The 25,452-nt window shown below is 73.5% G+C and carries 26 protein-coding genes; 15 read left to right on the top strand and 11 right to left on the bottom strand.

Going from position 1 to position 25,452, the window contains the following annotated elements; translation table 11 throughout:
• Nucleotides 1-51 precede the first annotated feature (51 nt).
• Nucleotides 52-429: a DUF488 domain-containing protein gene (locus ACFWZ2_RS14675; RefSeq protein ID WP_384545460.1), complete on the bottom strand. Its 378-nt coding sequence runs from the start codon at nucleotides 427-429 to the stop codon at nucleotides 52-54.
• A gap of 164 nt (nucleotides 430-593) precedes the next feature.
• On the opposite strand from ACFWZ2_RS14675, the gene ACFWZ2_RS14680 reads away from it, so the two are divergent.
• The 6 genes from ACFWZ2_RS14680 (at nucleotide 594) to ACFWZ2_RS14705 (ending at nucleotide 7,342) form a co-directional block, all read left to right on the top strand.
• Entirely contained in the window at nucleotides 594-2,144 is a 1,551-nt protein-coding gene (locus tag ACFWZ2_RS14680) for a bifunctional phosphatase PAP2/diacylglycerol kinase family protein (protein WP_384545462.1), read from the top strand.
• A gap of 69 nt (nucleotides 2,145-2,213) precedes the next feature.
• The gene (locus ACFWZ2_RS14685; protein WP_384545463.1) at nucleotides 2,214-2,891 is read left to right on the top strand and encodes a GntR family transcriptional regulator; all 678 of its coding nucleotides are present in this window, start codon (nucleotides 2,214-2,216) and stop codon (nucleotides 2,889-2,891) included.
• A 123-nt stretch (nucleotides 2,892-3,014) separates the two neighbouring features.
• A complete protein-coding gene (gene aceE / locus ACFWZ2_RS14690; protein ID WP_384545465.1) occupies nucleotides 3,015-5,696 on the top strand; it encodes a pyruvate dehydrogenase (acetyl-transferring), homodimeric type in 2,682 nt (893 codons plus the stop codon).
• Nucleotides 5,697-5,752: 56 nt separating this feature from the next.
• Complete coding sequence (locus tag ACFWZ2_RS14695) at nucleotides 5,753-6,382, top strand: PadR family transcriptional regulator (protein ID WP_384545467.1); 630 nt, start codon at nucleotides 5,753-5,755, stop codon at nucleotides 6,380-6,382.
• 77 nt (nucleotides 6,383-6,459) lie between these two features.
• Nucleotides 6,460-6,585, top strand: coding sequence for a hypothetical protein (locus ACFWZ2_RS14700; RefSeq protein ID WP_384545469.1), 126 nt, complete (start codon nucleotides 6,460-6,462; stop codon nucleotides 6,583-6,585).
• A gap of 73 nt (nucleotides 6,586-6,658) precedes the next feature.
• Nucleotides 6,659-7,342, top strand: coding sequence for a glycerophosphodiester phosphodiesterase (locus ACFWZ2_RS14705; protein ID WP_384545470.1), 684 nt, complete (start codon nucleotides 6,659-6,661; stop codon nucleotides 7,340-7,342).
• 18 nt (nucleotides 7,343-7,360) lie between these two features.
• On the opposite strand, the gene ACFWZ2_RS14710 is transcribed toward ACFWZ2_RS14705, so the two are convergent.
• Entirely contained in the window at nucleotides 7,361-7,909 is a 549-nt protein-coding gene (locus ACFWZ2_RS14710; RefSeq protein WP_384545472.1) for a GNAT family N-acetyltransferase, read from the bottom strand.
• A gap of 92 nt (nucleotides 7,910-8,001) precedes the next feature.
• Between ACFWZ2_RS14710 and ACFWZ2_RS14715 the strand changes: the two genes are divergently transcribed.
• The 3 genes from ACFWZ2_RS14715 to ACFWZ2_RS14725 all read left to right on the top strand — a co-directional run bounded on the left by ACFWZ2_RS14715 (nucleotide 8,002) and on the right by ACFWZ2_RS14725 (nucleotide 10,630).
• Nucleotides 8,002-8,394 carry a VOC family protein gene (locus tag ACFWZ2_RS14715; protein ID WP_384545474.1) on the top strand — a complete coding sequence of 131 codons (393 nt, stop codon included), beginning with the start codon at nucleotides 8,002-8,004 and terminating at the stop codon, nucleotides 8,392-8,394.
• Between the two features lie 104 nt (nucleotides 8,395-8,498).
• Nucleotides 8,499-9,149, top strand: a complete 651-nt coding sequence (locus ACFWZ2_RS14720) for a class I SAM-dependent methyltransferase (protein WP_384545476.1) — start codon at nucleotides 8,499-8,501, stop codon at nucleotides 9,147-9,149.
• A gap of 134 nt (nucleotides 9,150-9,283) precedes the next feature.
• On the top strand, nucleotides 9,284-10,630 hold the full coding sequence (locus tag ACFWZ2_RS14725) for an NAD(P)/FAD-dependent oxidoreductase (protein ID WP_384545478.1): 1,347 nt from the start codon (nucleotides 9,284-9,286) through the stop codon (nucleotides 10,628-10,630).
• Here ACFWZ2_RS14725 and ACFWZ2_RS14730 read toward each other — a convergent pair.
• Genes ACFWZ2_RS14730 through ACFWZ2_RS14745 form a run of 4 tightly spaced genes read right to left on the bottom strand, consistent with a single transcriptional unit; the run spans nucleotide 10,605 to nucleotide 16,509 of the window.
• Nucleotides 10,605-12,953 carry a penicillin acylase family protein gene (locus ACFWZ2_RS14730; RefSeq protein ID WP_384545480.1) on the bottom strand — a complete coding sequence of 783 codons (2,349 nt, stop codon included), beginning with the start codon at nucleotides 12,951-12,953 and terminating at the stop codon, nucleotides 10,605-10,607. The two genes, ACFWZ2_RS14725 and ACFWZ2_RS14730, sit on opposite strands and share 26 nt — an antisense overlap.
• Nucleotides 12,954-12,992: 39 nt before the next feature.
• Nucleotides 12,993-13,823 (bottom strand): SDR family NAD(P)-dependent oxidoreductase, encoded by an 831-nt coding sequence (locus tag ACFWZ2_RS14735; protein ID WP_384545482.1) that lies wholly within the window; start codon nucleotides 13,821-13,823, stop codon nucleotides 12,993-12,995.
• Nucleotides 13,824-13,864: 41 nt separating this feature from the next.
• Entirely contained in the window at nucleotides 13,865-15,298 is a 1,434-nt protein-coding gene (locus ACFWZ2_RS14740; RefSeq protein ID WP_384545484.1) for an aldehyde dehydrogenase family protein, read from the bottom strand.
• On the bottom strand, nucleotides 15,295-16,509 hold the full coding sequence (locus ACFWZ2_RS14745; protein ID WP_384545486.1) for a M20 family metallopeptidase: 1,215 nt from the start codon (nucleotides 16,507-16,509) through the stop codon (nucleotides 15,295-15,297). The genes ACFWZ2_RS14740 and ACFWZ2_RS14745 overlap by 4 nt, the downstream gene beginning before the upstream one ends.
• A 174-nt stretch (nucleotides 16,510-16,683) precedes the next feature.
• Here ACFWZ2_RS14745 and ACFWZ2_RS14750 point away from each other — a divergent pair, with 174 nt between their 5' ends.
• Nucleotides 16,684-17,313, top strand: a complete 630-nt coding sequence (locus tag ACFWZ2_RS14750; protein WP_384545488.1) for a FadR/GntR family transcriptional regulator — start codon at nucleotides 16,684-16,686, stop codon at nucleotides 17,311-17,313.
• 27 nt (nucleotides 17,314-17,340) lie between these two features.
• Here ACFWZ2_RS14750 and ACFWZ2_RS14755 read toward each other — a convergent pair whose 3' ends face one another.
• Nucleotides 17,341-17,877 carry a MarR family winged helix-turn-helix transcriptional regulator gene (locus ACFWZ2_RS14755; RefSeq protein WP_384545489.1) on the bottom strand — a complete coding sequence of 179 codons (537 nt, stop codon included), beginning with the start codon at nucleotides 17,875-17,877 and terminating at the stop codon, nucleotides 17,341-17,343.
• Nucleotides 17,874-19,583, bottom strand: coding sequence for an FUSC family protein (locus tag ACFWZ2_RS14760; protein WP_384545491.1), 1,710 nt, complete (start codon nucleotides 19,581-19,583; stop codon nucleotides 17,874-17,876). Before ACFWZ2_RS14760 ends, ACFWZ2_RS14755 begins: the two co-directional genes overlap by 4 nt.
• A gap of 191 nt (nucleotides 19,584-19,774) precedes the next feature.
• On the opposite strand from ACFWZ2_RS14760, the gene ACFWZ2_RS14765 reads away from it, so the two are divergent.
• Nucleotides 19,775-20,335, top strand: coding sequence for a DUF5134 domain-containing protein (locus ACFWZ2_RS14765; protein WP_384545493.1), 561 nt, complete (start codon nucleotides 19,775-19,777; stop codon nucleotides 20,333-20,335).
• A gap of 31 nt (nucleotides 20,336-20,366) precedes the next feature.
• Here the strand turns inward: ACFWZ2_RS14765 and ACFWZ2_RS14770 are convergent, their stop codons facing one another.
• Nucleotides 20,367-21,008, bottom strand: coding sequence for an HAD family hydrolase (locus ACFWZ2_RS14770; RefSeq protein ID WP_384545494.1), 642 nt, complete (start codon nucleotides 21,006-21,008; stop codon nucleotides 20,367-20,369).
• Nucleotides 21,009-21,254: 246 nt separating this feature from the next.
• Here ACFWZ2_RS14770 and ACFWZ2_RS14775 point away from each other — a divergent pair, with 246 nt between their 5' ends.
• The 3 genes from ACFWZ2_RS14775 (at nucleotide 21,255) to ACFWZ2_RS14785 (ending at nucleotide 23,860) form a co-directional block, all read left to right on the top strand.
• On the top strand, nucleotides 21,255-22,190 hold the full coding sequence (locus ACFWZ2_RS14775; RefSeq protein ID WP_384545495.1) for a M56 family metallopeptidase: 936 nt from the start codon (nucleotides 21,255-21,257) through the stop codon (nucleotides 22,188-22,190).
• Between the two features lie 265 nt (nucleotides 22,191-22,455).
• Nucleotides 22,456-23,160, top strand: coding sequence for a phosphatase PAP2 family protein (locus ACFWZ2_RS14780; protein WP_384545497.1), 705 nt, complete (start codon nucleotides 22,456-22,458; stop codon nucleotides 23,158-23,160).
• Between the two features lie 10 nt (nucleotides 23,161-23,170).
• On the top strand, nucleotides 23,171-23,860 hold the full coding sequence (locus ACFWZ2_RS14785) for an HAD family hydrolase (protein ID WP_384545499.1): 690 nt from the start codon (nucleotides 23,171-23,173) through the stop codon (nucleotides 23,858-23,860).
• Between the two features lie 4 nt (nucleotides 23,861-23,864).
• On the opposite strand, the gene ACFWZ2_RS14790 is transcribed toward ACFWZ2_RS14785, so the two are convergent.
• Both ACFWZ2_RS14790 and ACFWZ2_RS14795 read right to left on the bottom strand, forming a co-directional pair.
• Nucleotides 23,865-24,305: a (4Fe-4S)-binding protein gene (locus ACFWZ2_RS14790; protein WP_384545500.1), complete on the bottom strand. Its 441-nt coding sequence runs from the start codon at nucleotides 24,303-24,305 to the stop codon at nucleotides 23,865-23,867.
• Nucleotides 24,302-24,547, bottom strand: coding sequence for a DUF2630 family protein (locus ACFWZ2_RS14795; RefSeq protein WP_384545502.1), 246 nt, complete (start codon nucleotides 24,545-24,547; stop codon nucleotides 24,302-24,304). Before ACFWZ2_RS14795 ends, ACFWZ2_RS14790 begins: the two co-directional genes overlap by 4 nt.
• Nucleotides 24,548-24,771: 224 nt before the next feature.
• Here ACFWZ2_RS14795 and ACFWZ2_RS14800 point away from each other — a divergent pair, with 224 nt between their 5' ends.
• On the top strand, nucleotides 24,772-25,431 hold the full coding sequence (locus tag ACFWZ2_RS14800; protein ID WP_384545504.1) for a TetR/AcrR family transcriptional regulator: 660 nt from the start codon (nucleotides 24,772-24,774) through the stop codon (nucleotides 25,429-25,431).
• Nucleotides 25,432-25,452: the final 21 nt, after the last annotated feature.

The raw sequence follows: 25,452 nt of genomic DNA on the forward strand, positions 1-25,452 counted from the left end.
CTCCTGGGGTTCTTGGCATCCTGGAACGTGAGTTCCCCCCATCCTCACCCCCTATCCCTTGCCCCGCTCCAGCACCTCGACCAGTACGCGCACATGCCCGTGCGGCAGGTCCTTCGTGGCCGTGAGGAGGGTCAGGCGGCCCGCGCGGGCGACGGTGCGCAGCCGGTCGAGTTCCGTGGTCCGCGCCGGGTCCGCCAGTTCGTGCCGGTACCGCTCGGCGAATTCCTCGTAGCGCTCGGGATCGTGGTCGTACCAGCGGCGCAGTTCGTTCGAAGGCGCCAGTTCCTTGTCCCACGCGTCGAGGCAGGACCGCTCCTTGGACACCCCGCGCGGCCAGAGCCTGTCGATCAGGACGCGGGTGCCGTCGCCGGGCGACGCCTCGTCGTAGACGCGCTTGACCTGTACGTCCAGGGGGCGGCTCGGCGTCATGGCGGCGTTCTCCGTCCGTCGGGGGTGTCGGGGTGCCTCTCAAGGCTGCGGGTGGCACCGCCCGCCCGCCAGCCGCGGGGCCGCCGCCGCGCGGCTCGGCGGCGGGTGACCCGTTCGGGCGAGCATCCCGGGCCGCCGCGGCGCCGCCCTGTTCCAGTGAGGCCATGACGGGACGGATCGGCAGGGTCGACCGGCGGTGGTTCGAACGGGTGGCGGCGGCGCGGCTGCCGGGCGCGGAGCAGCTGCTGCCGCCGCTCAGCTCGGCGGCCGACCACGGACGGCTGTGGCTGGGCACCGCCGCGGTGCTCGCGGCCGCGGGCGGCCCCGCGGCCCGGCGTGCGGCGCGGCGCGGGGTGGGCGCCCTCGCGCTCGCCTCGCTCACCACGAACGCCGTGGCCAAGTACGCCGTGCGTCGCCGCCGTCCCGTCCTGGACGCGGTTCCGGTGGTGCGGCGCCTGGCGCGGGCGCCGTGGACGTCGTCGTTCCCCTCCGGCCATGCGGCATCGGCGGCGGCGTTCGCCGCAGGGGTGGCTCTCGAAACGCCCCGGTACGGCGCGCTGGTCGCGCCGGTCGCCGCGGCCGTGGCCTTCTCCCGGGTGTACGTGGGGGTCCACTACCCCGGCGACGTGCTCGCGGGCTGTGCGCTCGGCGCGGCGGCCGCGGCGGTCACCTGCTACTGGTGGCCGCCGCGTCCCTCGCCCGCGCAGCACCTGCGGACCCGGGTGGCGGCGCCCGCGCTGGACGACGGCGAAGGTCTGGTCGTGGTCGTCAACTCCGGTTCGGGCAAGGGCGTTCCGGGCCGGCTGCCCGCGCGTGAGCACCTGGAGCTGCTGCTGCCCCGGACCGAGATCCTGGAGCACGGCCCGGGGGACGAGCTCGGCGACGTCCTGGACAAGGCCGTGGCGCGGGCGTCCGGTGCGGCCGGTGTGCTCGGGGTCTGCGGCGGCGACGGAACGGTGAACGCCGCCGCGCTGCGGGCCGCGGCCGCCGGGCTCCCCCTCGCCGTGTTCCCCGGCGGCACCCTCAACCACTTCGCCCTGGACGCGGGCGCACCCACCTTCGAGGACACCGCGTACGCGGTGCGGCGCGGCGAGGCCGTCCGGGTCGATCTGGCGCGGGTGCGCGACGGCGGGGGCGAGGAGGTCACGGGCTTCGTGAACACCTTCAGCATCGGGATGTATCCGGAACTGGTGCGCAGGCGCGAGGCGTTGGAGGGGCGCATCGGCAAGTGGCCCGCCGCGGCCGTGTCGTTCGTGGCGGTGCTGCGGACGGCGGCGCCGCTGCGGATCAGGATCGACGGCCACGAACGCGTCCTGTGGCTGCTGTTCGCGGGCAACGGCCAGTACGCGCCCGACGGACTCGCGCCCACGCACCGGCCCCGCATGGACGACGGCCTGCTCGACATCCGCACGGTCGACGCACGGGCCCCGCTGGCCCGCACCCGCGTCGCACTCTCCGCGCTGGGCGGCGCGCTGCGGCGCTCCCGGGTCTTCCGTGCCGAGCGCGTGGAACGGCTCGGGCTCAGCGGCCTGGAGGACGTGACCACCCTCGCGTACGACGGCGAGACCGCACCGGCGCCCGACGCCCTGCTCCTCGACAAGCGGCACGCCGCGCTGACGGTGTACAGCCCCGCCGTGCCCCTCGACGAGATCGCCCAGCGGGCCCGCACCGCGACGCTGGCGGCGAACCGCAGGCCGCGCCGCGACCCGGCCTGATTCCCCGACCGGGTACCGTGGTGGTACGAGATGATCGATCATCACTCATTACGGCCCGGGAGAGCGCAGATGACCGCCGACGTACCGCCCCGCATCCCCTCCGTGCCCGCCCCCGTGGCACGCGTCCCGCTCAGCGACCAGGTCAGGAACTTCGTCCTCGAAGGGCTGCTCGACGGCCGCTGGCAGCCCGGCGACCGGATCGTGGAGCGGCGGATCGGCCTGGAGCTCGGCGTCAGCCAGACGCCGATCAGGGAGGCGCTGCGCGATCTGCAGGCCATGCAGCTGGTCGAATCGATCCCCAACAAGGGCATGCGGGTCAAGGAGCTGACGCCGGGCCAGCTCACCGAGGTCTATCCGGTGCGGGCCGCCCTGGAGAGGCTCGCGGCCGATCTCGCGGTGCACCGGATGGGCGGCGACGTGACGGTCCTCGAACATCACCTGGGCAGGCTGCGGGAGTTGGCCGAGGCCGACGACATCGACGGGCAGATCCAGCACGGCGTGGAGTTCCACCGCGAGATCGTCCGGGCCTCGGGGAACCAGGTGCTGCTGCGCAACTGGGAGTCCCTGGCCATCGAGTTGTGGACCCGGCTCTCGCTGAAGTGGCTGCGCACCGAGCCGCACGAGAACGCCTGCGACCACGAGGCCATCGTCGAGGCGTTCCGGCGGCAGGATCCGTACGTGGGGCGAATGGTGCAGCTGCACGTCCTGAACTACGCGGCACCGGCGGCCGCCCGTGAGCAGAAATGATCGATCATCACTCATCTACTGCCAAGTAAGTGTTGACCACATGCATCTCGGCTCCTAGATTCGTCATACGGAATCGATGTTCCACATCACGGAACTCGTGTCGTACGCGAAAGGGGATCACCCGTGTCCCAGCTCGACCAACTGCCCGACCAGGACCCGACCGAGGTCGCCGAATGGCGCGAATCGCTGGACGCGGCCGTCCGGTTCGGGGGTGCCGACCGCGCGGCACACCTGCTGCGCCGCATCACCGAGCACGCCCGGCAGACCGGGATCGAACTCCCGCCCCTGCTCGAGACGCCGTACATCAACACGATCCCCACCGCCGCCGAACCGGACTTCCCCGGCGACGAGGCGATGGAGGCCCGCATCACCGCCTGGAACCGCTGGAACGCGGCCGCGATGGTCACACGCGGCAACCAACGCGGCGGTCTGGGCGGGCACATGGCCACCTTCGCCTCGGCGGCCTGGCTCTACGAAGTGGGCTTCCAGCACTTCTTCCGCGGCAAGGAGGCCGACCACTCCGGCGACCAGCTCTATGTGCAGGGCCATGCCTCACCCGGCATCTACGCTCGCGCATTTCTCGAAGGACGCCTGACCGAGGGCCAGTTGGACCGCTTCCGGCAGGAGGCGGGCGGCGCGGGACTGCCCTCCTATCCGCACCCGCGGCGGCTGCCCTGGCTGTGGGAGTTCCCGACCGTGTCGATGGGCCTCGGCCCGCTCTCCGCCATCTACCAGGCACGGTTCAACCGCTATCTGGAGCACCGCGGCATCAAGGACACCTCCGGCTCGCACGTCTGGGCGTTCCTCGGCGACGGCGAGATGGACGAGCCCGAGGCCACCGCCGCCCTGGCGCTCGCCTCGCGCGAGAGGCTCGACAACCTCACCTTCGTCGTCAACTGCAACCTCCAGCGCCTCGACGGGCCCGTGCGCGGCAACTTCAAGATCGTGCAGGAGCTTGAACGGCAGTTCCGCGCCGCCGGGTGGAACGTCGTGAAGTCGCTGTGGGGTTCGGCCTGGGACCAGCTGCTCGCCCAGGACACCGACGGGGCGCTCGTGCGGCATCTGGGCCGCATCCCCGACGGACAGTTCCAGACGTTCGCCGCGCGCGACGGCGCGTACATCCGGGAGCGCTTCCTCGGCGCGGAACCCGCCCTCCGCCCGCTGGCCGAACGGCTCACCGACGCCCGGCTGGAAGAGATCGTGGGCACCTCACGCGGCGGCCACGAGCCGCGCAAGGTGTACGCCGCCTACCGCGCCGCCGTCGAGCACAAGGGCGCGCCGACCGTCGTCCTCGTCCAGACGGTCAAGGGCTGGACGCTCGGCCCCGGTTTCGAGTCGCGCAACGCCAACCATCAGATGAAGAAGCTCTCGGGCAAGGAGTTCCGCGCCATGCGCGACCTGCTCGAACTCCCCATTCCCGACAGCGCGTTGAACGACGACCTGGTGCCGTACGCGCACCCGGGCGAGGACTCCCCCGAGCTGGCCTATCTGCGCGAGCGGCGCGCGGCGCTCGGCGGTCCCGCCCCCGCCCGCAAGGTCGTCGCCAAGCCGCTCGCGGTCACCGGTTCCGCCGTCGCCGACAAGGCGTTCGCCGCACTCAAGAAGGGCTCCGGCAGCCAGGAGATCGCCACCACCATGGCGTTCGTGCGCCTGGTCAAGGACCTGATGCGGGACAAGGAGACCGGCAGGCGCTGGGTGCCCATCGTGCCCGACGAGGCGCGCACGTTCGGCATGGAGTCGCTGTTCCCGTCCGCCGGGATCTACTCGCCGCTCGGCCAGACGTACGACCCGGTCGACCGCGACCAGCTCCTCTACTACAAGGAGGCGCGCGACGGCCAGATCCTCAACGAGGGCATCACGGAGGCCGGTTCGCTCGCCTCGCTGACGGCCGCGGCGACGTCGTACGCGACACACGCCGAGCCGATGATCCCGTTCTACATCTTCTACTCGATGTTCGGCTGGCAGCGGACGGCCGATCAGTTCTGGGCGCTCGGCGACCAGTTGGGCCGCGGATTCGTCATCGGCGCGACGGCGGGGCGCACCACGATGACGGGCGAGGGCCTCCAGCACGCCGACGGGCACTCGCATCTGATCGCCTCCACCAACCCGGCCGCGATCAGCTACGACCCCGCGTTCGCCTACGAGGTCGCGGTGATCGTCGAGGACGGCCTGCGCCGGATGTTCGGGCCCGACGCCGAGGACGTCTTCTACTACCTCACCGTCTACAACGAGACGAAGATCCAGCCCCCGATGCCGCCCGGCGAGGACGTGACGGAGGGCATCCTGCGCGGCCTGTACCGCTACAAGGAAGCCGCGGCCGCCGACGCCCCGCGTCTGCAGCTCCTCGCGTCCGGCACGGCCATCCACTGGGCCCTGGAGGCGCAGCAACTCCTCCACTCCGACTGGGGAGTTGCCGCCGACGTGTGGTCCGCGCCGTCCTGGACCGAGCTGCGCCGCGACGCGCTGGCGTGCGACGCGGCGAACCTCTCCGCCGCGTCCCACGACACCGAGTCGAGCGACCGGGTCCCGTACGTCACCCGGGCCCTCGCGGGCGCGCCAGGACCCGTCGTCGCGGTCAGCGACTGGATGCGGGCCGTGCCCGACCAGATCAGTCCCTGGGTCGAGCAGGACTGGACCTCCATCGGCACGGACGGCTACGGCCTCTCCGACAGCCGCGAGAACGCACGGCGTCACTTCGGCGTCGACGCGCCCTCGGTCGTGGTCGCCGCCCTCGCCGCCCTCGCACGCCGCGGCGAGGTCAAGCCGGAGACGGTGCGGGAGGCCGCCGCTCGCTACGGCCGGTAGCCCGGGGCCCCGGCACCCCTTGCGCCCGGAGCGCGCCGTTCACTTCAATGCGGCGTATGACAGCCCGTCGAACGACATCGCAGCGGCATGAAGTCCCTTCCGGCGACGGGCTGCCGCCGACCGCCTGGGCCGTACTCGGTCTGCTCTCCTTCCCCGGGGAGCGGACCGGCTACGAACTCAAGAAGTGGGCCGACGCCTCGCTCCGCTTCTTCTACTGGTCCCCCGCCATCAGCCAGATCTACGCCGAGCTGCGCCGCCTCGAAGCACGCGGCTACGCCACATCGCGCCGCTCGGGCCCCGAGGAACCCCGCGCGAAGCGCTCGTACGCCATCACGGACGCGGGCCGCACGGCGCTCGCCGACTGGGCCCGCGGGGCCGGTGACGCGGGCCCGCCCGTCCTCAAGCACCCGCTGCTGCTGCGGGTCTGGCTCGGCCACCTCACGGACCCGGAACACCTGCGCGCACTGATCGGCGAACACATCGCGCAGACGAGGGGCGACCTCAAGGAGGCCCGCGACGCCCTCGACCGCGCGGACGGCACGGAGGCGTGGTCCCATCCGCAGATCGCGCTGCGCTGGAGCGTGCGGCGCCTGGAGACCGAAGTGGAGCTGGCGGAGGCGATGCTGGGCGATCTCGATGCGGCGGGTACCGGTCAACCCGCGGAGGACTCGCCCACCCCAGGGTGAAGCAGCTCGCCCCGGCGGTGCCTCCGGCGGTAGGACGGACGGGGTCAGCCGTCCCCGCCGTACGGAGCAACGCCGCCGTGAGCACCCGCGCCGTTCTTGTCGCCGCCCTGATCACCGGACTCATCCTCGGCATCGCGGGAAGCCGGGCGGACGACTCCGCCCACCCGCGTCCGGCAGGTTCCTTCACCGAGGCGGGCCGTTAGGCTGCGACAGCCGCCGGTTCTTCCGTCCTCGCCGTGCGGCCGCCGAGCCGCCGTCGACGGAAGCGAGTGAACCTTGAACTTCCTCACCATCGGTCATCGCGGGGTCATGGGTGTCGAACCCGAGAACACCCTCCGTTCCTTCATCGCCGCGCAAGCCGCGGGCCTCGATCTCATCGAGCTCGATCTGCATCTGAGCAAGGACGGCGCCCTCGTCGTCATGCACGACGCCGACGTGGCCCGTACGACCGACGGCAAGGGACCGATCGCCGAGAAGACCCTCTCCGAACTGCGGGAACTCGACGCGGGCCGCGGCGAGCGCATCCCCGTCTTCGAAGAGGTCCTGGACGCGGTGAAGGCGCCGCTGCAGGCCGAGATCAAGGACGTCGCGGCCGCGCGGGCCCTCGCCGAGGTCATGCACAGCCGCGACCTGGTCTCCCGGGTGGAGGTGATCTCCTTCCACGACGAGGCGATCGCCGAGATCGCCCGTCTGGTGCCCGGTGTGCGCACCGCGCTCGTCGCCAGCCGCTACGGCACCGACGTCGTGCAGCGCGCCACCGCCGTCGGCGCCACCACGCTGGTCCTCAACATCCGGCGCCTGACACTGGAGATCGTCGAGCACGCCAAGAAGGCCGACCTGCGGATCATCGGCTGGGTCGTGAACACCCAGGACGATCTGCGCCTGGTGCGCGCGCTGCAGCTGGACGGGGCGACCACCGACTACCCGGAGATCAAGCGGACGGGCCGCTTCACGGCTTAGAGGTTCTTGAACCAGCGGCTAGAGGTCCTTGACCAGCAGCTCGAACTGCAGGTCGTCGCGCTGCGGGATGCCGAAGCGCTCGTCGCCGTACGGGAAGGGCGTCATCTTTCCCGTACGGCGGTAGCCGCGCCGCTCGTACCAGGCGATGAGGTCCTCGCGTACGGAGATCACGGTCATGTGCATCTCGCGGGCGCCCCACGTGCCGCGCGCGGTGCGCTCCGCCTCGGCGATGATCACCTTGCCCAGGCCCGCGCCCTGCAGGGCGGGACTCACCGCGAACATGCCGAAGTAGACGTGATCGTCCCGGTGTTCGAGCTGGCAGCAGGCGACGATCGCGCCGTCCCGCTCGACGGTGAGGAGCCTGCTCGCCGGCGCGTTGATGACGTCCACGACGCCCTGCGGGTCGGTGCGCTGCCCTTCCAGGATGTCCGCCTCCGTGGTCCAGCCCGTGCGGCTCGAGTCCCCGCGGTACGCCGACTCGATCAGCACGACGAGCGCGTCGACGTCGGCGGCGGTGGCATCACGGAAGGTGAGCTCACCGGGGGTGGGGCGCGGGGCGGTGTCCATGGACCTGGGTCTCCGATCGTGACGCGTCGTACGGCTGCGCCGAGCCTAACGCGCGCCCCGCACCGCCCCGACAGCCCCTAGGCTGCGGCCGCATGGTGCATGTACTGAGCAGCAGGACCCTTCTGCGACCCACCGACCCGGAGCGCTCCCGTGCGTTCTACGGCGATGCCCTGGGCCTCGCCGTGTACCGCGAGTTCGGCACCGGCCCCGAACGCGGCACGGTCTACTTCCTCGGCGGCGGCTTCCTGGAGGTCTCGGGGCGCTCCGACTCCCCGCCGTCCCCCGCCCTCCAGCTGTGGCTGCAGGTGGCGGACGTCCGGGCCGCGCACGAGGAGCTGGCCGGGCGCGGTGTCGACGTGCTGCGGCCGCCGGTGAAGGAGCCATGGGGCCTGATCGAGATGTGGATCGCGGATCCGGACGGCTGCCGGATCGTGCTCGTCGAGGTGCCCGAGGAGCATCCGATCCGTTACCGCCCGGGGGTCTGACCCCCGGCGGGTCGGCTGCTCGGCGTTCCCGCGTACGCCTCGGCCGCCCGGCCCCGCCGTGGCAGCATGGGGCCGTCGCCGAGCCGCCGTTGGAGGCATCCTCCATGTCCGATCTCGACAGCCAGACCGCCTACTGGGACGCCGTCGCGGCGTCCAAGACGTTCACGCATCCGCTGCATCCGCCGTGGCTGGACGCCGTGCGCCGGGACGCCGCGGTGCTGGACTACGGCTGCGGCTACGGCCGGACCATGGAGGCACTCGCCGAGCGGGGCTTCGGGGATCTCTCCGGCGTCGACACGTCGCCGGGGATGGTCTCCCGGGCCCGCGCCCTGCACCCGGCCATGCGTTTCGCCGTGCTCGACGCGCCCCCGGTCCTGAACCGCCCCGACGCGAGCGTCGACCTGGTCGTGCTCTTCGCGGTCCTGACGTGCGTGCCCAGGGATGCCGCGCAGCGGGCGCTGATCGGCGAACTGGAGCGCGTGCTCAGGCCCGGCGGTGTGCTGTACGTCAGCGATCTGCTGCTCCAGGACGACGAGCGCAATCGCGGACGGTACGCGCGCTTCGCCGAACGCTACGGCGAGTACGGGGTGTTCGAGACCAGCGACGGCGCGGTCTGCCGCCATCACACCGAAGAGCGGCTGCGCTCCCTGCTCGACGGGTTCGACGCGGTCGAAAGCCGCCGAATCGCTGTATCGACAATGAACGGGAACGGGGCGACGGGCGCGCAGCTCCTGGCCCGCAAGCCGTCCCCGTGACGCGACGGGCGATGTGAAGCACGTCACACGGCTAATCCATCCGGGATGCAGGGGTACAAGGCCCCGGGTACGGTCCACAGAAGATCTCCCCCAGCCCTGAAGTCGATCTCCCACAGCCCCTGGAGAGACATCACATGGCAGCCCCTCGGATCATCGTCGTCGGCGGCGGATTCGCCGGCATGGAGTGCGCCCACAAGCTGGAGCGGAAACTCTCGCCCCACGAGGCGGAGCTGCGGCTGATCAGCCCGCTCGACCACCAGCTCTATCTGCCGCTGCTCCCGCACGTCGCCTCCGGGGTGCTCACCCCGCAGTCGGTGGCCGTGCCGCTGCGCCGGATGCTGCGCCGCACGGCGATCGTGCCCGGCGGCGCCGTCGGCATCGACCCGAAGGCCAAGGCCGTCGTCGTACGGAAGATCAACGGCGAGGAGGTCGTCGAGCGCTACGACTATCTGGTCCTGACGCCCGGCAGCGTCACGCGGCAGTTCGACATCCCCGGTGTCGACCGGTACGCGGTGGGCGTCAAGACGCTCGCCGAGGCCGCCTGGATCCGCGACCACGTCATCTCCCAGCTCGATCTGGCCGCGGCGAGCTCCCACCGCGAGGAGCGGGAGCAGCGGCTGCAGTTCGTCGTGGTCGGCGGCGGTTACGCGGGCACGGAGACGGCCGCGTATCTGCAGCGGCTCACCAGCGCCGCCGTCAAGCGCTACCCGGGCCTGGACCCGGACCTGATCAAGTGGCACCTCGTGGACGTCGCGCCGAAGCTGATGCCCGAGCTGGGCGAGCGGCTCGGCGACAAGGCGCTGGCCATCATGCGGCGCCGGGGCGTGCAGGTCTCCCTCGGCGTGTCCGTGGCGAAGGCCACCGAGGACACCGTGACCCTCACCGACGGCCGCGTCCTGCCGTGCCGCACCCTGATCTGGACCGCGGGCGTCGCGCCCAGTCCGCTGATCGCGACGCTGGGCGCCGAGACCAACCGGGGGCGGCTCGTCGTCAAGGCCGATCTGACCGTGCCCGGCCTCGACGGGGTGTTCGCGCTCGGTGACGCGGCGGCCGTGCCGGACGTCGTCAAGGGCGGCGACGCGATCTGCCCGCCGACCGCGCAGCACGCGATGCGCCAGGGCTGGGCGGCCGCCAAGAACATCACGTCGGCGCTGCGCGGCTTCCCGCTCGCCGACTACCGGCACAAGGACATGGGGCTCGTCGTCGACCTGGGCGGCATCCAGGCCGTCTCCAAGCCGCTGGGCGTGCAGTTGACCGGGCTTCCCGCCCAAGTGGTGGCGCGCGGCTACCACTTGGGGGCCCTGCGCACCCTGACCGCCCGCTTCCGCACGGCCGCCAACTGGGGGCTCAACGCGGTCGCGGGCGACGACTATGTGCGCACCGGCTTCCAGTCCCGACGCCCGGCCACGCTCAAGGACTTCGAGATGACGGACGCGTATCTGTCGCCGGACGAGATCAGCGCGCGGGTGGCCGCAGCGTGAGGGTGGCCACCGTGTGCTCGGCCACCTCCTGCCGGGAGTAGAGCAGCGGGAAGGCGCCGTCGGCGGCCCAGGCGGCGAACAGGTCGGCGTAGTGCGGGCTGCGCGGATCCCCGGACTGGCCCGGGGAGTTCATCGCCACCGAGCGGTCCCAGGCGCCGACGTCGACGACGATACGGAAGGTGGCGCCCCCTGTCTGGCGGAAGTCCGTTCCGTAGGCGGCGGCGCCGACCGTGTCGCCGCTGCCGCCGCGCGGCGCGGGCCCCACGGCCGCCCACTGCGGCACCGGGCGCCCGTCGAGCAGGGCGGCGACGGGGTGGTGCGGGTGCGCGTGGTGCAGCGCGCCCCAGGACCAGTGCGCCGTGTCGGGGCCGAGCAGCGCGGAGACCTGGGCGAAGGCGGTGGCGAGGGTGGCGTGCAGCAGTTCGGGGTCGGGGTCGGCGGTGAGCAGGTCCAGGTCGATGCGGGGGTCGGCGGAGGCGTCGCCGACGGGCAGGATCCGCGCGAGGGCCCGCGCCGCCCGGTCCTCGGGTGCCGTGCCCTCAAGTGCCCTGCGCAGCAGGGCGGGACGGAGATGGTGCCGGTACCAGACCTCGAAGAGCGCGGCCGCCGCGGAGTCCGTCTCCAGGCGTGCGTCCCAGTCGCGGAGCAGGTCGAGAGCGGCGGCGACCGGCGCGGGGGCCGGGACCTGCATGCCGGACAGCAACTTCTGGATGTGCCGTGCGGGCAGGCTCACATAGTCCGTCTGCAGCCGTACGCAGTCGTCGACCGTCCAGTCGTCGCGCGCGGAGAGTTCCTCGCCGATGCGGTCGTGCCGGGTCGGGGCGTACCAGTCGTACGTCACCGTCCTGGTGTCGTTGGGATGGCCGGGCGGCAGGTTCATCTCGTTGGCCGTGGCGAACCAGCCCTGTTCGGGGTCGCGCACGGCGGGCAGTTCGTCGGCGCCGAGGAAGCCGTCCCACTCGTACCGCCCGTCGCCCGGCACCGGGAGCGTGCCGTCCCAGCCCCTGCGCACCGGGACCCGGCCCGCGGGGTGCCAGCCGATGGTGCCGTCGGGGGCCGCGTACACCTGGTTCTCGCCGGGCGCTCCCCAGCGGCGCAGCGCGGCCACGAAGGCGTCCGGGTCGTGCGCCCGCATGTAGTCCATGCTGCCGAGGTAGGGGGCCATGCCGGGGCCGAGCCAGGCGGCGCGGACCGCGAACGCCGCGTGCCGCTCGGGGCGTTCGCGGATCACCGGGCCGTGCCGGGTGAACCACAGCTCGGCGGTGACCGGTGCGCCGTCGCGCACCGGGATCCGTTCGGTGACGAGCGTCATGGACTCCCACCGGTCCTGGTACCAGTACTCGTGCGGATTCGCCGGGTTGGTGCGGTAGACGTACAGGTCCTCCTGGTCGATGGGGAAGATGGTCAGGCCGAACGCGATGTGGCCGTTGTGGCCGATGGAGATGCCGGGCAGCGCGGGCTCGCCCGCCCCGATGACGTCGATGCCGGGCGCCGAGAGGTGCGCGAGATAGCGCAGCGCGGGCAGGCTGACGGCGCGGTGCGGGTCGTTGGCGAGCAGGGGGCGTCCGGTGGCGGTGCGGGAGGGGGCGACGACCCAGTTGTTGGAGCCGTCGAGGCCCTGCCGGGGTGCCGCGCCCGCCTCCCAGGGCGGGGTGGTCGCCAGCGTGTAGACGTGCAGCACATCGTCCGGGATGACGCTCAGGTCGAGCCCTTCGGGGACGCGCAGCCGGTGCGGGGCGGGGTCGCGGCGGCGGCGCAGCTCCTCCGCCTCCGTGCCGTGGTCGCGCAGGGTGAGGGCGCGGGCGACCTCGTCGTGGAGGTTGTACTGCAGTCCGTGGCTGCGGACGCGGGCCACGTCGGAGGGCTCCCAGTAGGCGGGCTCGTAGCCCAACAGGCCGAATTCCGGGGGTCTTTGGGCCGGGTCGCGGTGGCACAGCGCGACATAGGCGTTGAGACCGTTCACGAACGCCGCCGTGACGCGCTCGGTGTCCTCGCCGTACGCCCGCCACTCCTGCGCCATGTCCCCGCGGTACAGGAAGAGGCGTGCGGCACGGTCGTGTTCGGCGTACCCCTCGCCCAACACCTCGCTGAGCAGGCCGAGTCCGCGCCGCCGCCACAGGTCGAGCTGGAAGAGGCGGTCGCGGGCCGCGTTGAAGCCCTGGGCGAGGAACAGGTCGTCCTGCGAGGCGGCGTACAGATGCGGGACGCCCCACTCGTCGACGAGGATCTCCACAGGCTCGGCGAGCCCGGGCACCTCGAAGTGGACGGCGGGCTCCGCGCCATCGGGCGGCGGGACCGGTTCCGGGTTCTCCGGGCGGGGCATGGGGCTCCTTCTCGGGTCCTACGGGAGGAGGGGACGCGGTCACAGCGACGGGTCGTAGCGTCCGTCGACCGCGGTCCAGCCGCCGTCGACGGTCAGCACGCTGCCGGTGACGAAGGTGGCCGCGTCGGACACGAGGTAGACGACGGCCCCGGCGATCTCGTCGGGCCGCGCCCACCGCTTGAGTGCGGACGCCTGGGCGTACGCGTCGAACCAGGCGGGGTCGGCGGCGATCTGGTCGGTGAGCGGGGTCCGCACGACGCCGGGCGCGATCGCGTTGAACCGCACCCCGCGCGGCCCCCACTCGGCCGCGGCGGTCCTGAGCAGCTGGATGAGCCCCGCCTTGGCCGCCGCGTAGGCGCCCTGGCCCGGCTCGACCTGGAAGGCGCGCATCGAGGCGAACCCGACGACGCTGCCGCGCCCGCGCTCGGCCATGCCGGGGGCGACCGCCTGGAGGAGCGTGAGGTAGGAGCGCAGATTGAGCCCGACGACACGGTCGAACTCGTCGAGGCCGTAGTCGGCGATGCGCTTGCGGACATTGACGCCCACGGTGACGACGAGCCCGTCGACCGGCCCCCACCCGGCGGCCGCGGCCCGCACGGCGGCGGGTTCGAGCACGTCAAGGACCTGCGCGACGGCGCTGCCGCGACGCGCCCCGGCGCCCTCCTGCGCCGCTTCGGCCGTCCCGCCGCGCCCGGTCGCCAGGCGCACCGTCTCCGCCGCGCCCGCCGCGTCACGGTCGGCCACGACGACCTCGGCGCCCTGGGCGACCAGTGCCCTGGCGGCCTCGCGGCCGATGCCGCCCGCGCCGCCGACGACCACGACACGCCGCCCGTCGAGCCGGAACAGCTGCGTGTAGGTGTGGTTCTCCATCGTCTTGCCGCCTCCCTCGCTGCTCGTGCCGCCGCCCGGACTCACGGCCGGACGACCGCCATCCGCGTCACCGTCAGTTCCTCGATCGCGAAGCGCGGGCCCTCGCGGCCGATGCCCGAGTCCTTGACGCCGCCGTACGGCGCGATGTCGGAGCGGTATCCGGGCACTTCGTTGATCACGACGCCGCCCGCCTCCAGCTCGTCCACGGCGCGGAACGCGGTGCCCAGGGCACGCGTGAAGACCGCGGCGTGCAGGCCGTAGCGGCCGGCGTTCACCAGGTCGTACGCGGCGGGCAGGTCCGCCACCGTGCGCAGGCAGACGACCGGGCCGAAGATCTCCTCGGCCCAGGCCGGTTCGCCCTCGGGCACGTCGGCGAGCAGCGTCGGCACGACGCACCGGCCCGCGCGGCTCCCGCCGTGCACGAGGCGGGCGCCCGCGGCCCTGGCCCGCGCGATCCGGTCGAGGACCCGCTCGGTGGCCGCCTCGTCGATGAGCGCGGAGACCCGCGTGTCCCCGTTCCGCGGGTCGCCCACGGTCACGTCCGGCAGCCGTTCCGCGATCTTCTTCTCCAGCTCGGCCGCCACCGCTTCGACGGCGACGACGCGCTGCACGGAGATGCACGCCTGCCCCGACGCGTAGTAGCCGCCGCGCACCACGGCGTCGGCCGCCGCGTCCAGGTCGGCGTCGTCGGCGACGACGAGCGCGGCGTTCGAGCCCAGTTCCAGGACGACCTTGCGGGGCGCGGCGTCGCGCGCGATGCGGTGGCCGACGGCCGCGGAGCCGGTGAAGGAGACCGCGGCGACACGGGGGTGCGTGGTCAGGGTCCGGCCCACCTCCGCGTCCCCGGTGACCAGTTGGACGGCCCCTGCGGGCGCGCCCGCGGCGGCGAGCCGCTCCCGGACCAGGTGCACGAGCCGCAGCGTGGCGAGCGGGGTCGCGGGCGCCGGCTTGACGATCACGGGGCAGCCCGCGGCGAGCGCGGGCGCGATCTTGTGGGAGGCGAGCAGGACGGGGTAGTTGAAGCCCGCGATGCCGACGACGACCCCGACGGGCCGCCGGGTCCAGAACCCGAAGAGCCCCTCCCCCGACGGCTGGACGTCCAACGGCACGGTCTCGCCGTGCAGATGGGCCACCTCGTCGGCGGCCGCCTGCCAGGTGGCCACGGCCCTGCGCATCTCGACGTCGCAGTCGACGCGCGGCTTGCCGGTCTCCAGGACCAGCAGGTCGACGAGTTCGGGCAGCGCGTCCGCGAGCTCCGCCGCGACCCCGGCGAGGACCTGGCGCCGCGTGTGGGCGGGCAGTGCGCCGACGCGCTTGCGCAGTGCGTCGGCGTGCTCGACGGCGCGTCGCGCGAGGGCCGCGTCGCCGACGGGCGCCCGCCCGATCTCGCTGCCGTCGTACGGGAAGGTGACGGCCCCCGTGCCGGGCGCCGGGACCCAGCCGTCGCCGACGGGGAGCCCTTCGGGGTACGTCACTTGGCGCCTCCGGTGAGGAACGCGCGGGCCGCCGCGGCGTACACGCGCGCGTACTCGGCGATCTCGCGCACCTCGACGTACTCGTCCTTCTGATGGGCGATCCACTTGCCGCCGGGGCCGTACACAACGGTGGGCAGGCCCGCGTCGCGGGTGAGGATCGTGCCGTCCGTGGTTCCCGGCACGGCGCCGAACAGCGGTGTCCCGCCGTGGACTTGGCGGTGTCCCTCGACGAGCGCGGTCACCACGGGATGGTCCTCGGCGAGCTCGATGGCGGGCCGGTCGTCGACGACGGTGAGGCCGACGTCGACGCCGACCTCCGCGGCCGCCGCCTCCGCCGACTTCCGTACGCGGTCGATGAGTTCGGCGTGGTCCGTGCCGGGAACGGTGCGCACGTCGACGCCGACGACGCCGTGCGCGGGAATGACGTTGAGCTGGTCGGGGTCGCCGCCGAGCAGCACGGTCGGCGTGACCGTGACGCGCCCCGCGTGCGGATGCGTGCCGTAGCGCTCCTCGGCCCACTCCTGGACCCCGGCGAGCGCGTCGACGACGCGGGCCCCTGCCACGATCGGGCTCCTTGCCTCCTGCGGCATCGCGCCGTGCGCCATCACGCCGTGCAGGTCGAGGCGCAGCCTGATGCCGCCGCGGGCCGATGTGCACACCTCGTACCCCTCGGGCTCGCACACGATGACACCGTCGACGCCGCGTGCCGACGGCGATGCGGCGAACGCCTTCGCGCCGAGCATCAGCCCTTCCTCGTCGCAGAGCACACCGACGACGATCCGGCCGGGGAAGGGGCCCGCGAGCTGCAGGGCGCGTACGGCGTAGATCATGGCGGCGACGCCCGACTTCATGTCGGCCGAGCCGCGCCCCCACAGCTTTCCGTCGCGGATCTCGGCGCCGTACGGGTCGACGCTCCAGTCGTCCGCGTCCCCCTCGGTGACGACGTCGATGTGGCCCTCGAACATGAGGGTGGGCCCGGCGCCCCCGCCGCCCTCGACCACGGCGACGGTGTTGGGTCGTCCAGGGGCGACCTCCACGACGTCGTACGTCCATCCGAACGTGTCGAAGAGCCGCTGCACGAGGAGGGCGGCGGGCCGCTCGACCTCGGTGGCTCCCGCGGCGTTCACGGTGCGCAGCCGCACCAGTTCCTGGGTGAAGGCGATCGCGGCGCCGGTGTCCACGTCGGGGAGGGTCGGGGGTGCGGTGGCCATGGAGAACCTCCAAGTCGTCCGGCCGACCGCCCGGTCGGCCGGAGCCCCGGGCAGGTCCACCGACTGGTCAGCTGGTCAGACCAGGTGAACTCCCGTACTCTGCCGCCACGTTCAACCTCGGGTCAACCATCAGATCTTGGTCGGCCCGCCTCGACGAGCCACCGCGGCGGGGCCATGACCGCCGACGAGGTTCTCTTCACGCCCGTGCGGCCCGTGCGCGCCTATCAGCGCGTCGCGGAGCAGATCGAGGAGCGCATCCTCAGCGGTGAACTGCCGCCGGGCGCCCGGCCTCCCGCCGAGCGCGAGCTGGTCCTGCGGTTCGGCGTCGGCCGCTCCACGGTCCGCGAGGCACTGCGCGTACTGCAGTCGGCGGGCCTGATCCACTTCCGCCCCGGCGACCCGCTCGGCGCCGAGGTGCTCGGCCGCCTCACCCGCGCCCACGTCACAAGCCTCGGCGAACTGGTGCAGTTCCGGATGCTGTTGGGCGCGGAGAGCAACCGGCTCGCGGCGCGCCTGCACACCGGGGACGACCTCGCGCGGATGCGGGAGCAGATCTCCCGCATGGAGTCGCTCGTCCCTGCGCCCGACGGCCTGCACCCGTTCAGCGAGGCCGACGTGCCCTTCCACCGGGCGATCGCCGATCGAGAAGAGGATCGCGGGCGTCACGGACCCGGCCGCCTGGATGCGCGGCTCGGCAGGACGGCGCTGCACGAGTACTACGCAGAGCATGTCGAGCCGGATACGAGGGAGTTGCTCGCGGCGACCGCGACCGCGACGGCGACGGCGACGGCGACGGACCACTGACGCACCCCGCACCGGCGCCTCGCCCCCTCAGCCCCGCCGCACCCCCAGCCGCCCTTCGAGCTGGCCCAGCAACTCCCCCAGAAGCCCGCTCAGTTGACCCTGCCCGCCCGCGTCGAGCACGGAGAGCACCACCGTCTCGTACGCGAGCTGCTCCGGCAGGAGCGCGTCGACGAGGTCACGTCCGGCGTCGGTCAGCCGGACGTGGGCGACGCGCCGGTCGCGCGCGTCGGTCCTGCGGTCGACGAGTGCGCGCTCCTGCAGCTGCTTGAGCCGTTTGGTGACCGCGGCCCCGGAGGAGAAGGTCTCGCGGGCCAGCTCGCCGGGGGTCAGCTCATGGCCGGTGCGGCGCAGCGCGCCGAGCAGGTCGAACTCGGGGCGGGTCAGACCGGCCCTGCGCAGCGGGGCGTCCTCGGCCTGCTGGAGGAGGGCGGCGCAGCGGTTGATGCGGCCGATCACCTCCATCGGTCCGGTGTCGATGTCGGGGCGCACCGTCTGCCACTGCCGCACCACCGCGGCCACGGTGTCCCCACCGAGGCCCGCCACCTGACCGTTCTCTTCGCTCATGCTCGTGCGCCCTCCCAGGCGTCGGCGACCCTTTCCCGGGGCCGCGTCCCCTGTCCGTTCTCACCGCTCTGTCGTCGGACCGTCGCCGCGAGCGTACGGTGTCCGGCGCGCTCGGCGTCGACCACCCGCTGCTCGGGCAGGGCCCGCTGCCACCATTCACCGGCGGCCGCGTCGGCGGCGGCACGCAGGTCGACGAGGGCGGCGGTGAGGTGGCGTCGCGCGGGTTCGACGGCGCCGGCCCCCGCGAGACCGGCCTCGGCGCGTTCCCTGGCCAGCTCCGCGCTGCCGATGGCCCGTTCGATCTGGTCGCCGGCGCGCCGGTTGGTGACGGCGACGGCGGCCACGATGCCGAGCAGCGCGCCCACCAGGGTGTCCACGACGCGGTCGAGGATCAGCTCGCCGGGCTGCTGGAACCGCGCGAACTCGGTGACGAGCAGCGCCATCGGCGTCACACAGACGCTGCCCATCCAGTAGTTGCGGCTCATCAGCGCCTCCGCGCCGAAGGCGAGCAGCAGACAACTGACGATGAGCTCGGCGTGGCCGAGGTGCGCGAACGGCGCGATGGCGGCGAAGGCGAGGACACCCACGAGGTTGCCGACCACGCGCTGCACACCGCGGTTCCAGGTGAGCGTGACGTTCGCCTGATAGAGGGACGCGGCGGTGACCAGTGCCCAGTAGGGGCGGCCGATGCCGAGGGCGAGCGAGCCGTACCCGGCGAGCGCGCAGCCGACCGCGGTGCGCAGCGCGATGGGCAGCAGCGGCGAGCCGGGCGCGAGCCGCCGCCACAGCGGCACCTTCGGCCCGGCGAGTTCGGCGTCGACGCCGAGGAGTTCGTCCTCCTCGCCGGGGCGTACGTCATGGGGGCGCGGGACGGCGCCGGTGCCGCGCAGCCCGGCGGCCCAGCCGCGCAGGGCCGTGGTGTCCGCGGCACCGGGCATCGCGAGGGCCTCCTCGGCGCGGACGACGAGACGGGCCAGGGCGCGCCGGGCCGCGGTGCGGGAACCGGCGGCGAGCAGCGACTGCCAGGCGGCGTGCACGGCTCCGGCGGCGGCGGAGCGGGCCCGCTCGGCCGCGGCTCCGGTGGCGTCGGTGCGTGCGGTGTCCGCGTAGGCGGCCGCGGCGTGCAGGGCGCGGGCGGTGGCCCGGCGCTCGGGACCGTGCGGGCGCAGCAGGGCGGGCGCCATGCCGACGAGCCAGGCCACGGCGCCCCCGGCGAAGGTCAGCGCGAGGTGCCCGGGGACCTGCCCGATGCTCTGCGGCGCGAAGAGGGTCGCCGAGCTGATGAAGGTGAAGATCAGATGCCCGGGCGGCCCGATGCGGGTGGCGTCGCACAGCGTCTTCTGCAGCGCGGCGAGCACCGCGCCGACCGCGACGAGGACGACGGCGGATCCGGTCAGGGACGCGGTGACGAGGGCGACGGCGATGCTGGCCGCCATGCCGAGCACGACCCAGGCGAGCGCCCTCGCGCGGGCGGCGTACGGGAGGTTGTGGGCGTACAGCGCGCAGAACGATCCGGCCATCGTGTACATCACGAGGTCGAGGCGGCCGAGCGCGAGCAGCGTCAGGTTCGGTATCGCGGTGGCCACCACCACGCTGCACGCCGGCTTGAACCAGATGTCGGACGGCTTGCCGGGGCGCAGCACACCGGCGAGCGGGAGGCGGCGGGCGCGTACGGGGCGGAGCGGGGAGGGCGGTGTGCTGCTCATACCCAAAACCTTAGCAAGTGTTTTACTCGAAAAACATTTGAGGTGTCCGACCCCCGACCGCCTGCGCCCGCCCGCATCACCCCGCCCCCGCCCGCTCCCCCCGTGCTCCCCGTGCACCCCCGTGCGCTCGCGTACGGCTCCGGATGCCTGGGCATCGACCCGACGACACCGTCGACAGGGGGAGGTGCGCGGTGCACGGACCGGCGCAGGCCGGCTGGCTGCTCGTCGCACTGTGCGCGGCGACCGGGGCCTACTGTCTGCTGCGGATGCGCAGCCGGATCGAGGAACAGCGCCGCACGGCGGGCGGCGAGGCGCTCATGGGATTCGGCATGGCGGTGATGGCCGTGCCCGCCGCGGTCCTCTCACCACCCCGCTGGGCCTGGTTCGCCTATGCCGTGGTGTTCGGCGCCGCGGCCCTGCGCGCCCTGTGGGCGGCCCGCACGAGCCGCCACCATCTCCACCATCTGATCGGCGCGTTCGCCATGATCTACATGTCCCTGGCGATGACCACGACACCAACGGCCCATACGGGCCACGGCAGTTCGGGCGCCCCCGCGCTGACCGGCGCGCTCCTCGTCTACTTCGCCGCGTATGTGCTCCACTCCGGCGTCCGGCTGGCCCCGGCCCGCACCGCCCCGGCCCCGACGGGCCCGCCCGCCGTCCCGCTCGGCTGGGCCGACCGCCCCGAACTGGCGCTGGCCTGCCGGTTGTCGATGGGAATGGGGATGCTGGCGATGCTGCTCACCCTGTAGGCGGGCGACACAGGACCGGGCGGGCGGAAGGTCAGTGCGCGATCAGTGACGCGAGCGCCGTGAGCCCGTCGACCTGCCAGTCCACGGCCTCGCGCACGGCCTCGTCGTCCGCCCACAAGTGACCCCACGGACCCCTGCGGATGTGGGCCACGCGCAGGCCCGCCTGCCGCGCGGGGAAGATGTCGTCGGCCGGGTGGTCGCCCACGTAGAGCGTTTCGCGCGGACCCGCCTGGGCCACCTCCAGCACCCGCGTGAAGAAGGCCGGATCCGGCTTGGCCACACCCCAGTCGCCCGAGGTGACGACGAGGTCGGCGGGCAGGTCGAGGTCGCGGAGCAGTTCGGCGGCGCGCGAGGTCTGGTTGCCCGCGACGATGACGCGGACGCCGAGCTTCTGGAGGCCGCCGAGGGCGGGCCGCACGTCCGGATAGAGGTCGGTCTCGTCGAGGTGCTCGCCCCTGCCCGCCGCCTCACGGGCGTGGTAGGCCGCGGCGACATCCATGTCCGGGCTGATCAGGCGCAGGGCGTCGGCGCCGTGCCCGCCGCGCGCGACCACGGCGCCGACGAGTGCGGAGACGGTGTGGCACGGAACCTGGAGCCAGTCCGCCCAGGAGGCCCAGTGGCGGTCGTCTTTGGTGAGGGTCTCGTCCACGTCGAACACGATGGTCTCGATCATCAAAGGGACATTACGGCGTCGCCGGGCCCCGGCGACCGTCGCGACTCGGCCCTATCGGCGACGAGGCCCCGAAGGATCACCGGCCTCGCGCAGGTGTTTGAAGCCCTCCGTGGTTGAAGCGCCCCGCGCTTGAAGCACCCCCTGCCCCGCCAGCCGCACGTTTCACACCCGTTTCGGCCGTGGCGTCCGTCACTTGCCGAGGCAGCCCATACCCTCCGACCGCCCGGCCCTCATAGGCTGGGCGGCATGATGGTCCCCGTCGCGCTGTTGCTGCTGGGCGCCCTGACCGCCGTCGTCGCCCCGCGGATGCTCGCACGGGCCGACTGGCCGGAGCGCGAACCCGTGGTCGCGCTGTGGGCTTGGCAGTGCGTGGTGGCGGGCGTCCTGCTCTGCTGCGCGCTCTCGATGACCCTGAGCGCCGCCGCCGCGTGGCAGGCCGTGCGCGGCCATGTCTTCGCCCCCGCGCCGCACGCCGTCGTCGAGGCGTACGCCCTCCAGGCGCCGGGCCCCTGGGCCGCGGCCACCGCGGTGGTGCTCGCCTGCGGCGGCATCTGGACCGCGGCGATGCTGACCCGCGAGATCGCGCTCGCCCGCACCCGGCGCGGCGCACGGCGGACCGAACTCCTCGAACGCGCCCCGCTGTTGCCCGGCGAGGAGCCCGGCGCCGACCGTCTGGTCGTCCTTGAGGGCGAGCGCCCCGACGCCTGGTGGCTGCCCGGCCAGGCGCCCCAACTGGTCATCACCACCGCCGCGTTGCGCCGCCTGAAGGGGCGCCAGCTGGACGCGGTGCTCGCGCACGAGCAGGGCCACGCGCAGGCCAGGCACGACTGGCTGCTGCACTGCTCGGGCGCGCTCGCCGCAGGGTTCCCGCAGGTACGGGTGTTCGCGGCGTTCCGCGACGAGATGCACCGCCTGGTCGAACTGGCCGCCGACGACGTGGCGTCGCGCCGCTTCGGCCGCCTGACGATCGCCCTCGCCCTGGTCGAACTCAACGAGGACCGCGGCGTGTTCGGCCCCTGCCCGACCCCCCAGGCACACGTCCCGCAGCGCGTGCACCGCCTCCTCACCGCCCGCCCCCGCCTCACCGCGGGCCGCAGACTCCGCCTGACAGCCACCGCGGCCCTCGTGCCGGTGATCCCCCTCCTGGTGACGTTCGTACCGGGGCTGCGGGCCCTGGGCTAGGGCCTGTCCGCCGGATCAGGCCGCGGGACGCGGGCCCTGGCACGCACTCCCCAAGCTCTCGGCTCCCCTCGAGCAGGGGAGACCCCACTGCGTTGCCGCCCTCCTCCGCCTTGCAGCCGCACGCACCAGACCCCGCTCACCAGCACCGAAAGGTGGGCGCCACCCGCACGCGACCTGATCCGCCGGACAGGCCCTAGCGTCCGCCAAGGCCCTGTCCGCCGGACGGGCCCTGGCCCGGTCCCGCCCCGTCGGCGAGGATCACTCCATGCACTCCGCGCCCCCCGCCGCCCCCACCCGTCCGCCCGGCTCCCGGGCCGCCCTCGTCGCCGCGCTGCTGTGCGTCCCTTCGGCCGTGCTGCTGCTCCTCGTCGTACTGGAGTGGCGCCCGCTGATCGGCCTCGACGAGGACATCGCCCGCACCACCCACCGTTGGGCGGTGGCGGATCCGGACGCCACCCAGGCGGGGCGGATCCTCACCGACTGGGTGTGGGATCCGTGGACGATGCGGGCGCTGTGCGCGGTGGTGGCCGGGTGGCTCGCGGTGCGCGGGGCGTGGTGGCTCGCCCTGTGGCTGGCCGGGACCTGCGCGGTGGGCTCGGTCGTGCAGCAGTCCCTGAAGGCCGCGGTCGACCGGCCGCGGCCGGTGTGGCCCGACCCCGTGGACTCCGCGCACTACGCCGCCTTCCCCTCGGGTCACGCGATGACGGCGGCGGTCGTCTGCGGCCTGCTCCTGTGGCTGCTCCGCCGGTACGCCGTCCGTCCCGCCCTGTGGCGCACGGCGCTGGTCCTCGCCGTGGTCTCCGTCGCGGGCGTCGGCCTGACCCGCATCTGGCTCGGCGTGCACTGGCCTTCGGACGTCCTGGGCGGCTGGCTGCTCGGCGCGCTGACGGTGGCGCTCGCCATCGCGGCGTACGCGTACGGGCCGGACAGGCGCGGCACCGCCGACCCGGCCTCGATGACGCCCCGCTAGGGTCGCTCGGATGAAGGCTGTGATGTTTGATTTCTCGGGCACGCTGTTCCGCATCGAACCGGCCGGGTCATGGCTCGGCGCGGTGCTCGACCGCGCCGGACTGACGCTGCCGGACGGCGAGTTGAGGCGGACGGCCGATGCGCTGGAGCGTGCGGGGGCGCTGCCGGGCGGGGCGTCGCCGGAGGTGGTGCCCGCGCATCTCGCCGAGCTGTGGGCCACCCGCGACCGGACCGCCGCACTGCACCGCGCCGCGTACACCGGCCTGGCCCGGGAGGTGCCGCTCCCCGATCCCGGTCTGTACGACGCGCTGTACGAGCGCCACATGGAGCCCGCGGCCTGGCAGCCGTACGCCGACGCCGCCGAGGTGCTCGCCGGGCTGCGCGAGCGGGGCATCGGTGTCGCGGTGGTCAGCAACATCGGCTGGGATCTGCGGCCGGTCTTCCGCGCCCATGGGCTCGATCCGTACGTCGACGCGTACGTCCTCTCGTACGAACACGGCATCCAGAAGCCGGACGCCCGCCTGTTCGCGGTGGCCTGCGACGCGCTCGGGGCCGATCCGCGGGAGGCCCTCATGGTCGGCGACGACCGGCGGGCCGACGGCGGGGCGGCCGGGCTCGGGTGCGCGGTGCACTTCGTCGATCACCTGCCGGCGGCCCGGCGCCCGGACGCCCTGCGGCCGGTGCTCGATCTCGTCGGGTGATCCGTCAGGTCCCGTCGGCGGGGTCGGCCGGACGGCACGGCCCCGCGTGATCGCAGTACGGCTGGTTGCCGCTGCGGCCGCAGCCGCACAGCGTCACCCGCGTCTCGTGCCTCGGCGGCCCGTCCTCCGCGCTGATCCGCAGATCGCCTCGGAGCACGATCCGGCCGTCGGCGAACCGCCGCACGGTGGTCTCGGCGGGCGGGGCCTCGGTGGTCCCGTCGACCAGCGTGTACTGCAGCGCGCCGGACGGGCAGCGCCTGACCACCTCGGCGACCTCGTCGGCCGGCGCCGCGTCGGGCTTGATCCAGGGGCGCCGCGCGGTGTCGAAGACCTGCGGCAGGCCGTGCACGCACTCGGCGGCGTGGATGCAGCGCGCCGGGTCGAAGGTGACGGTGATGACGTGGCCCGGGTACGGCTTGCCGCGTCCGGCATCCCCGGCGGTCACGACCGGTACCCCTCGACCTCCGCCGCGGGGCGCACCCTCGCCTCGTCGGGGTCCGCGCCGAACTCGGTCTTCGCGCGGCGCTGGCGCAGCAGGTCCCAGCACTGGTCGAGTTCGCGCTCCAGGGCGCCGAGCCGTTCGCGTTCGGTGGGGCCGTAGATCTCTCCCGCGGCGAGGGAGTCGCGCAACTTCTTCTCGTCCTCGACCATCGCCGTGATCCGGGACAGGATCTGCTGTTGGTCCATGTCGGTCAGCCTCCTCGGCCCCCCGGCCCACTGTAAGGAGGCCGGGCCGGATCGGCGAGAAGAGCGCGGAGAACCGGCACGGAACAACCCGTGGGCAGGCAACACTCCCCCGCGGTGCTGCCTGCCCCCAGGCCGGTCCGGCCCGTGCGGGATCCCGTGAGGGGTCCCGTCGCCGGGCGGTCTGAGTATATTGGCTCAGGGCCAGTCAACGTAGGAGTTACAGGATGTCCCCGCGTAGCCCATCGGTCAATGAAGAGTTGCGCAGGCGTTCCCGGGAGCGGCTGCTGCAGGCCACGGTGGATCTCGTGGGCGAGCGGGGGTACGAGGCCACCAAGCTCGGCGACATCGCGGACCGGGCCGGTGCGGCCCGCGGCCTGGTGTCGTACTACTTCCCCGGCAAGCGCCAGCTCCTGCAGTCGGCGGTGCACCGGCTGATGCACCTCACCCTGGAGGCGGCCCTGGAGCGGGAGCCGCCCACCGAGGACGGCCGGGAGCGGCTCGCGCGGGCCGTCGACGCGATCCTCGGTCTGGCGGTCGACCGGCCGCTGCTGATGCGCACGCACATGGCGGGGATCCTCCAGGCGGAGGGCTTCGTGCAGTGCCCGGAGCAGCAGCGCCTGGCCGAGCTGCTGCGCGACACCGTCGAACGCTATGGCTCGGACGACGTCGACCGGGAGTACCCGCTGCTGCGCGCCCTGCTGATGGGCGCGGTCTTCGCGCTGCTCATCCCGGGGGCGCCGATGCCGCTCACGGCGCTGCGCGCGGAGCTCTTCCAGCGGTACGGCCTCGACTGGGGCCTCGGGGTCCCGCCGTGCGCCGCACCGCCCGGCGGGACGCATCCGCCTCAGCCGTTCGCGTATGTGGTCGAGACCCGGTCGAAGTAGCAGGGCCGCCGAAGTAGCAGG

The sequence above is a fragment of the Streptomyces sp. NPDC059002 genome (genome assembly GCF_042740435.1).
Taxonomy (GTDB): domain Bacteria; phylum Actinomycetota; class Actinomycetes; order Streptomycetales; family Streptomycetaceae; genus Streptomyces.

Coding starts and splice junctions, on each gene's coding strand:
- ACFWZ2_RS14745 (WP_384545486.1), bottom strand. CDS start 16,509: ATGGCCACCGCACCCCCGACCCTCCCCGACGTGGACACCGGCGCCGCG.
- ACFWZ2_RS14685 (WP_384545463.1), top strand. CDS start 2,214: ATGACCGCCGACGTACCGCCCCGCATCCCCTCCGTGCCCGCCCCCGTG.
- ACFWZ2_RS14720 (WP_384545476.1), top strand. CDS start 8,499: ATGTCCGATCTCGACAGCCAGACCGCCTACTGGGACGCCGTCGCGGCG.
- ACFWZ2_RS14675 (WP_384545460.1), bottom strand. CDS start 429: ATGACGCCGAGCCGCCCCCTGGACGTACAGGTCAAGCGCGTCTACGAC.
- ACFWZ2_RS14710 (WP_384545472.1), bottom strand. CDS start 7,909: ATGGACACCGCCCCGCGCCCCACCCCCGGTGAGCTCACCTTCCGTGAT.
- ACFWZ2_RS14775 (WP_384545495.1), top strand. CDS start 21,255: ATGATGGTCCCCGTCGCGCTGTTGCTGCTGGGCGCCCTGACCGCCGTC.
- ACFWZ2_RS14760 (WP_384545491.1), bottom strand. CDS start 19,583: ATGAGCAGCACACCGCCCTCCCCGCTCCGCCCCGTACGCGCCCGCCGC.
- ACFWZ2_RS14795 (WP_384545502.1), bottom strand. CDS start 24,547: ATGGACCAACAGCAGATCCTGTCCCGGATCACGGCGATGGTCGAGGAC.
- ACFWZ2_RS14780 (WP_384545497.1), top strand. CDS start 22,456: ATGCACTCCGCGCCCCCCGCCGCCCCCACCCGTCCGCCCGGCTCCCGG.
- ACFWZ2_RS14680 (WP_384545462.1), top strand. CDS start 594: ATGACGGGACGGATCGGCAGGGTCGACCGGCGGTGGTTCGAACGGGTG.
- ACFWZ2_RS14750 (WP_384545488.1), top strand. CDS start 16,684: ATGACCGCCGACGAGGTTCTCTTCACGCCCGTGCGGCCCGTGCGCGCC.
- ACFWZ2_RS14735 (WP_384545482.1), bottom strand. CDS start 13,823: ATGGAGAACCACACCTACACGCAGCTGTTCCGGCTCGACGGGCGGCGT.
- ACFWZ2_RS14755 (WP_384545489.1), bottom strand. CDS start 17,877: ATGAGCGAAGAGAACGGTCAGGTGGCGGGCCTCGGTGGGGACACCGTG.
- ACFWZ2_RS14785 (WP_384545499.1), top strand. CDS start 23,171: ATGAAGGCTGTGATGTTTGATTTCTCGGGCACGCTGTTCCGCATCGAA.
- ACFWZ2_RS14695 (WP_384545467.1), top strand. CDS start 5,753: ATGACAGCCCGTCGAACGACATCGCAGCGGCATGAAGTCCCTTCCGGC.
- ACFWZ2_RS14770 (WP_384545494.1), bottom strand. CDS start 21,008: ATGATCGAGACCATCGTGTTCGACGTGGACGAGACCCTCACCAAAGAC.
- ACFWZ2_RS14730 (WP_384545480.1), bottom strand. CDS start 12,953: ATGCCCCGCCCGGAGAACCCGGAACCGGTCCCGCCGCCCGATGGCGCG.
- ACFWZ2_RS14800 (WP_384545504.1), top strand. CDS start 24,772: ATGTCCCCGCGTAGCCCATCGGTCAATGAAGAGTTGCGCAGGCGTTCC.
- ACFWZ2_RS14715 (WP_384545474.1), top strand. CDS start 8,002: ATGGTGCATGTACTGAGCAGCAGGACCCTTCTGCGACCCACCGACCCG.
- ACFWZ2_RS14725 (WP_384545478.1), top strand. CDS start 9,284: ATGGCAGCCCCTCGGATCATCGTCGTCGGCGGCGGATTCGCCGGCATG.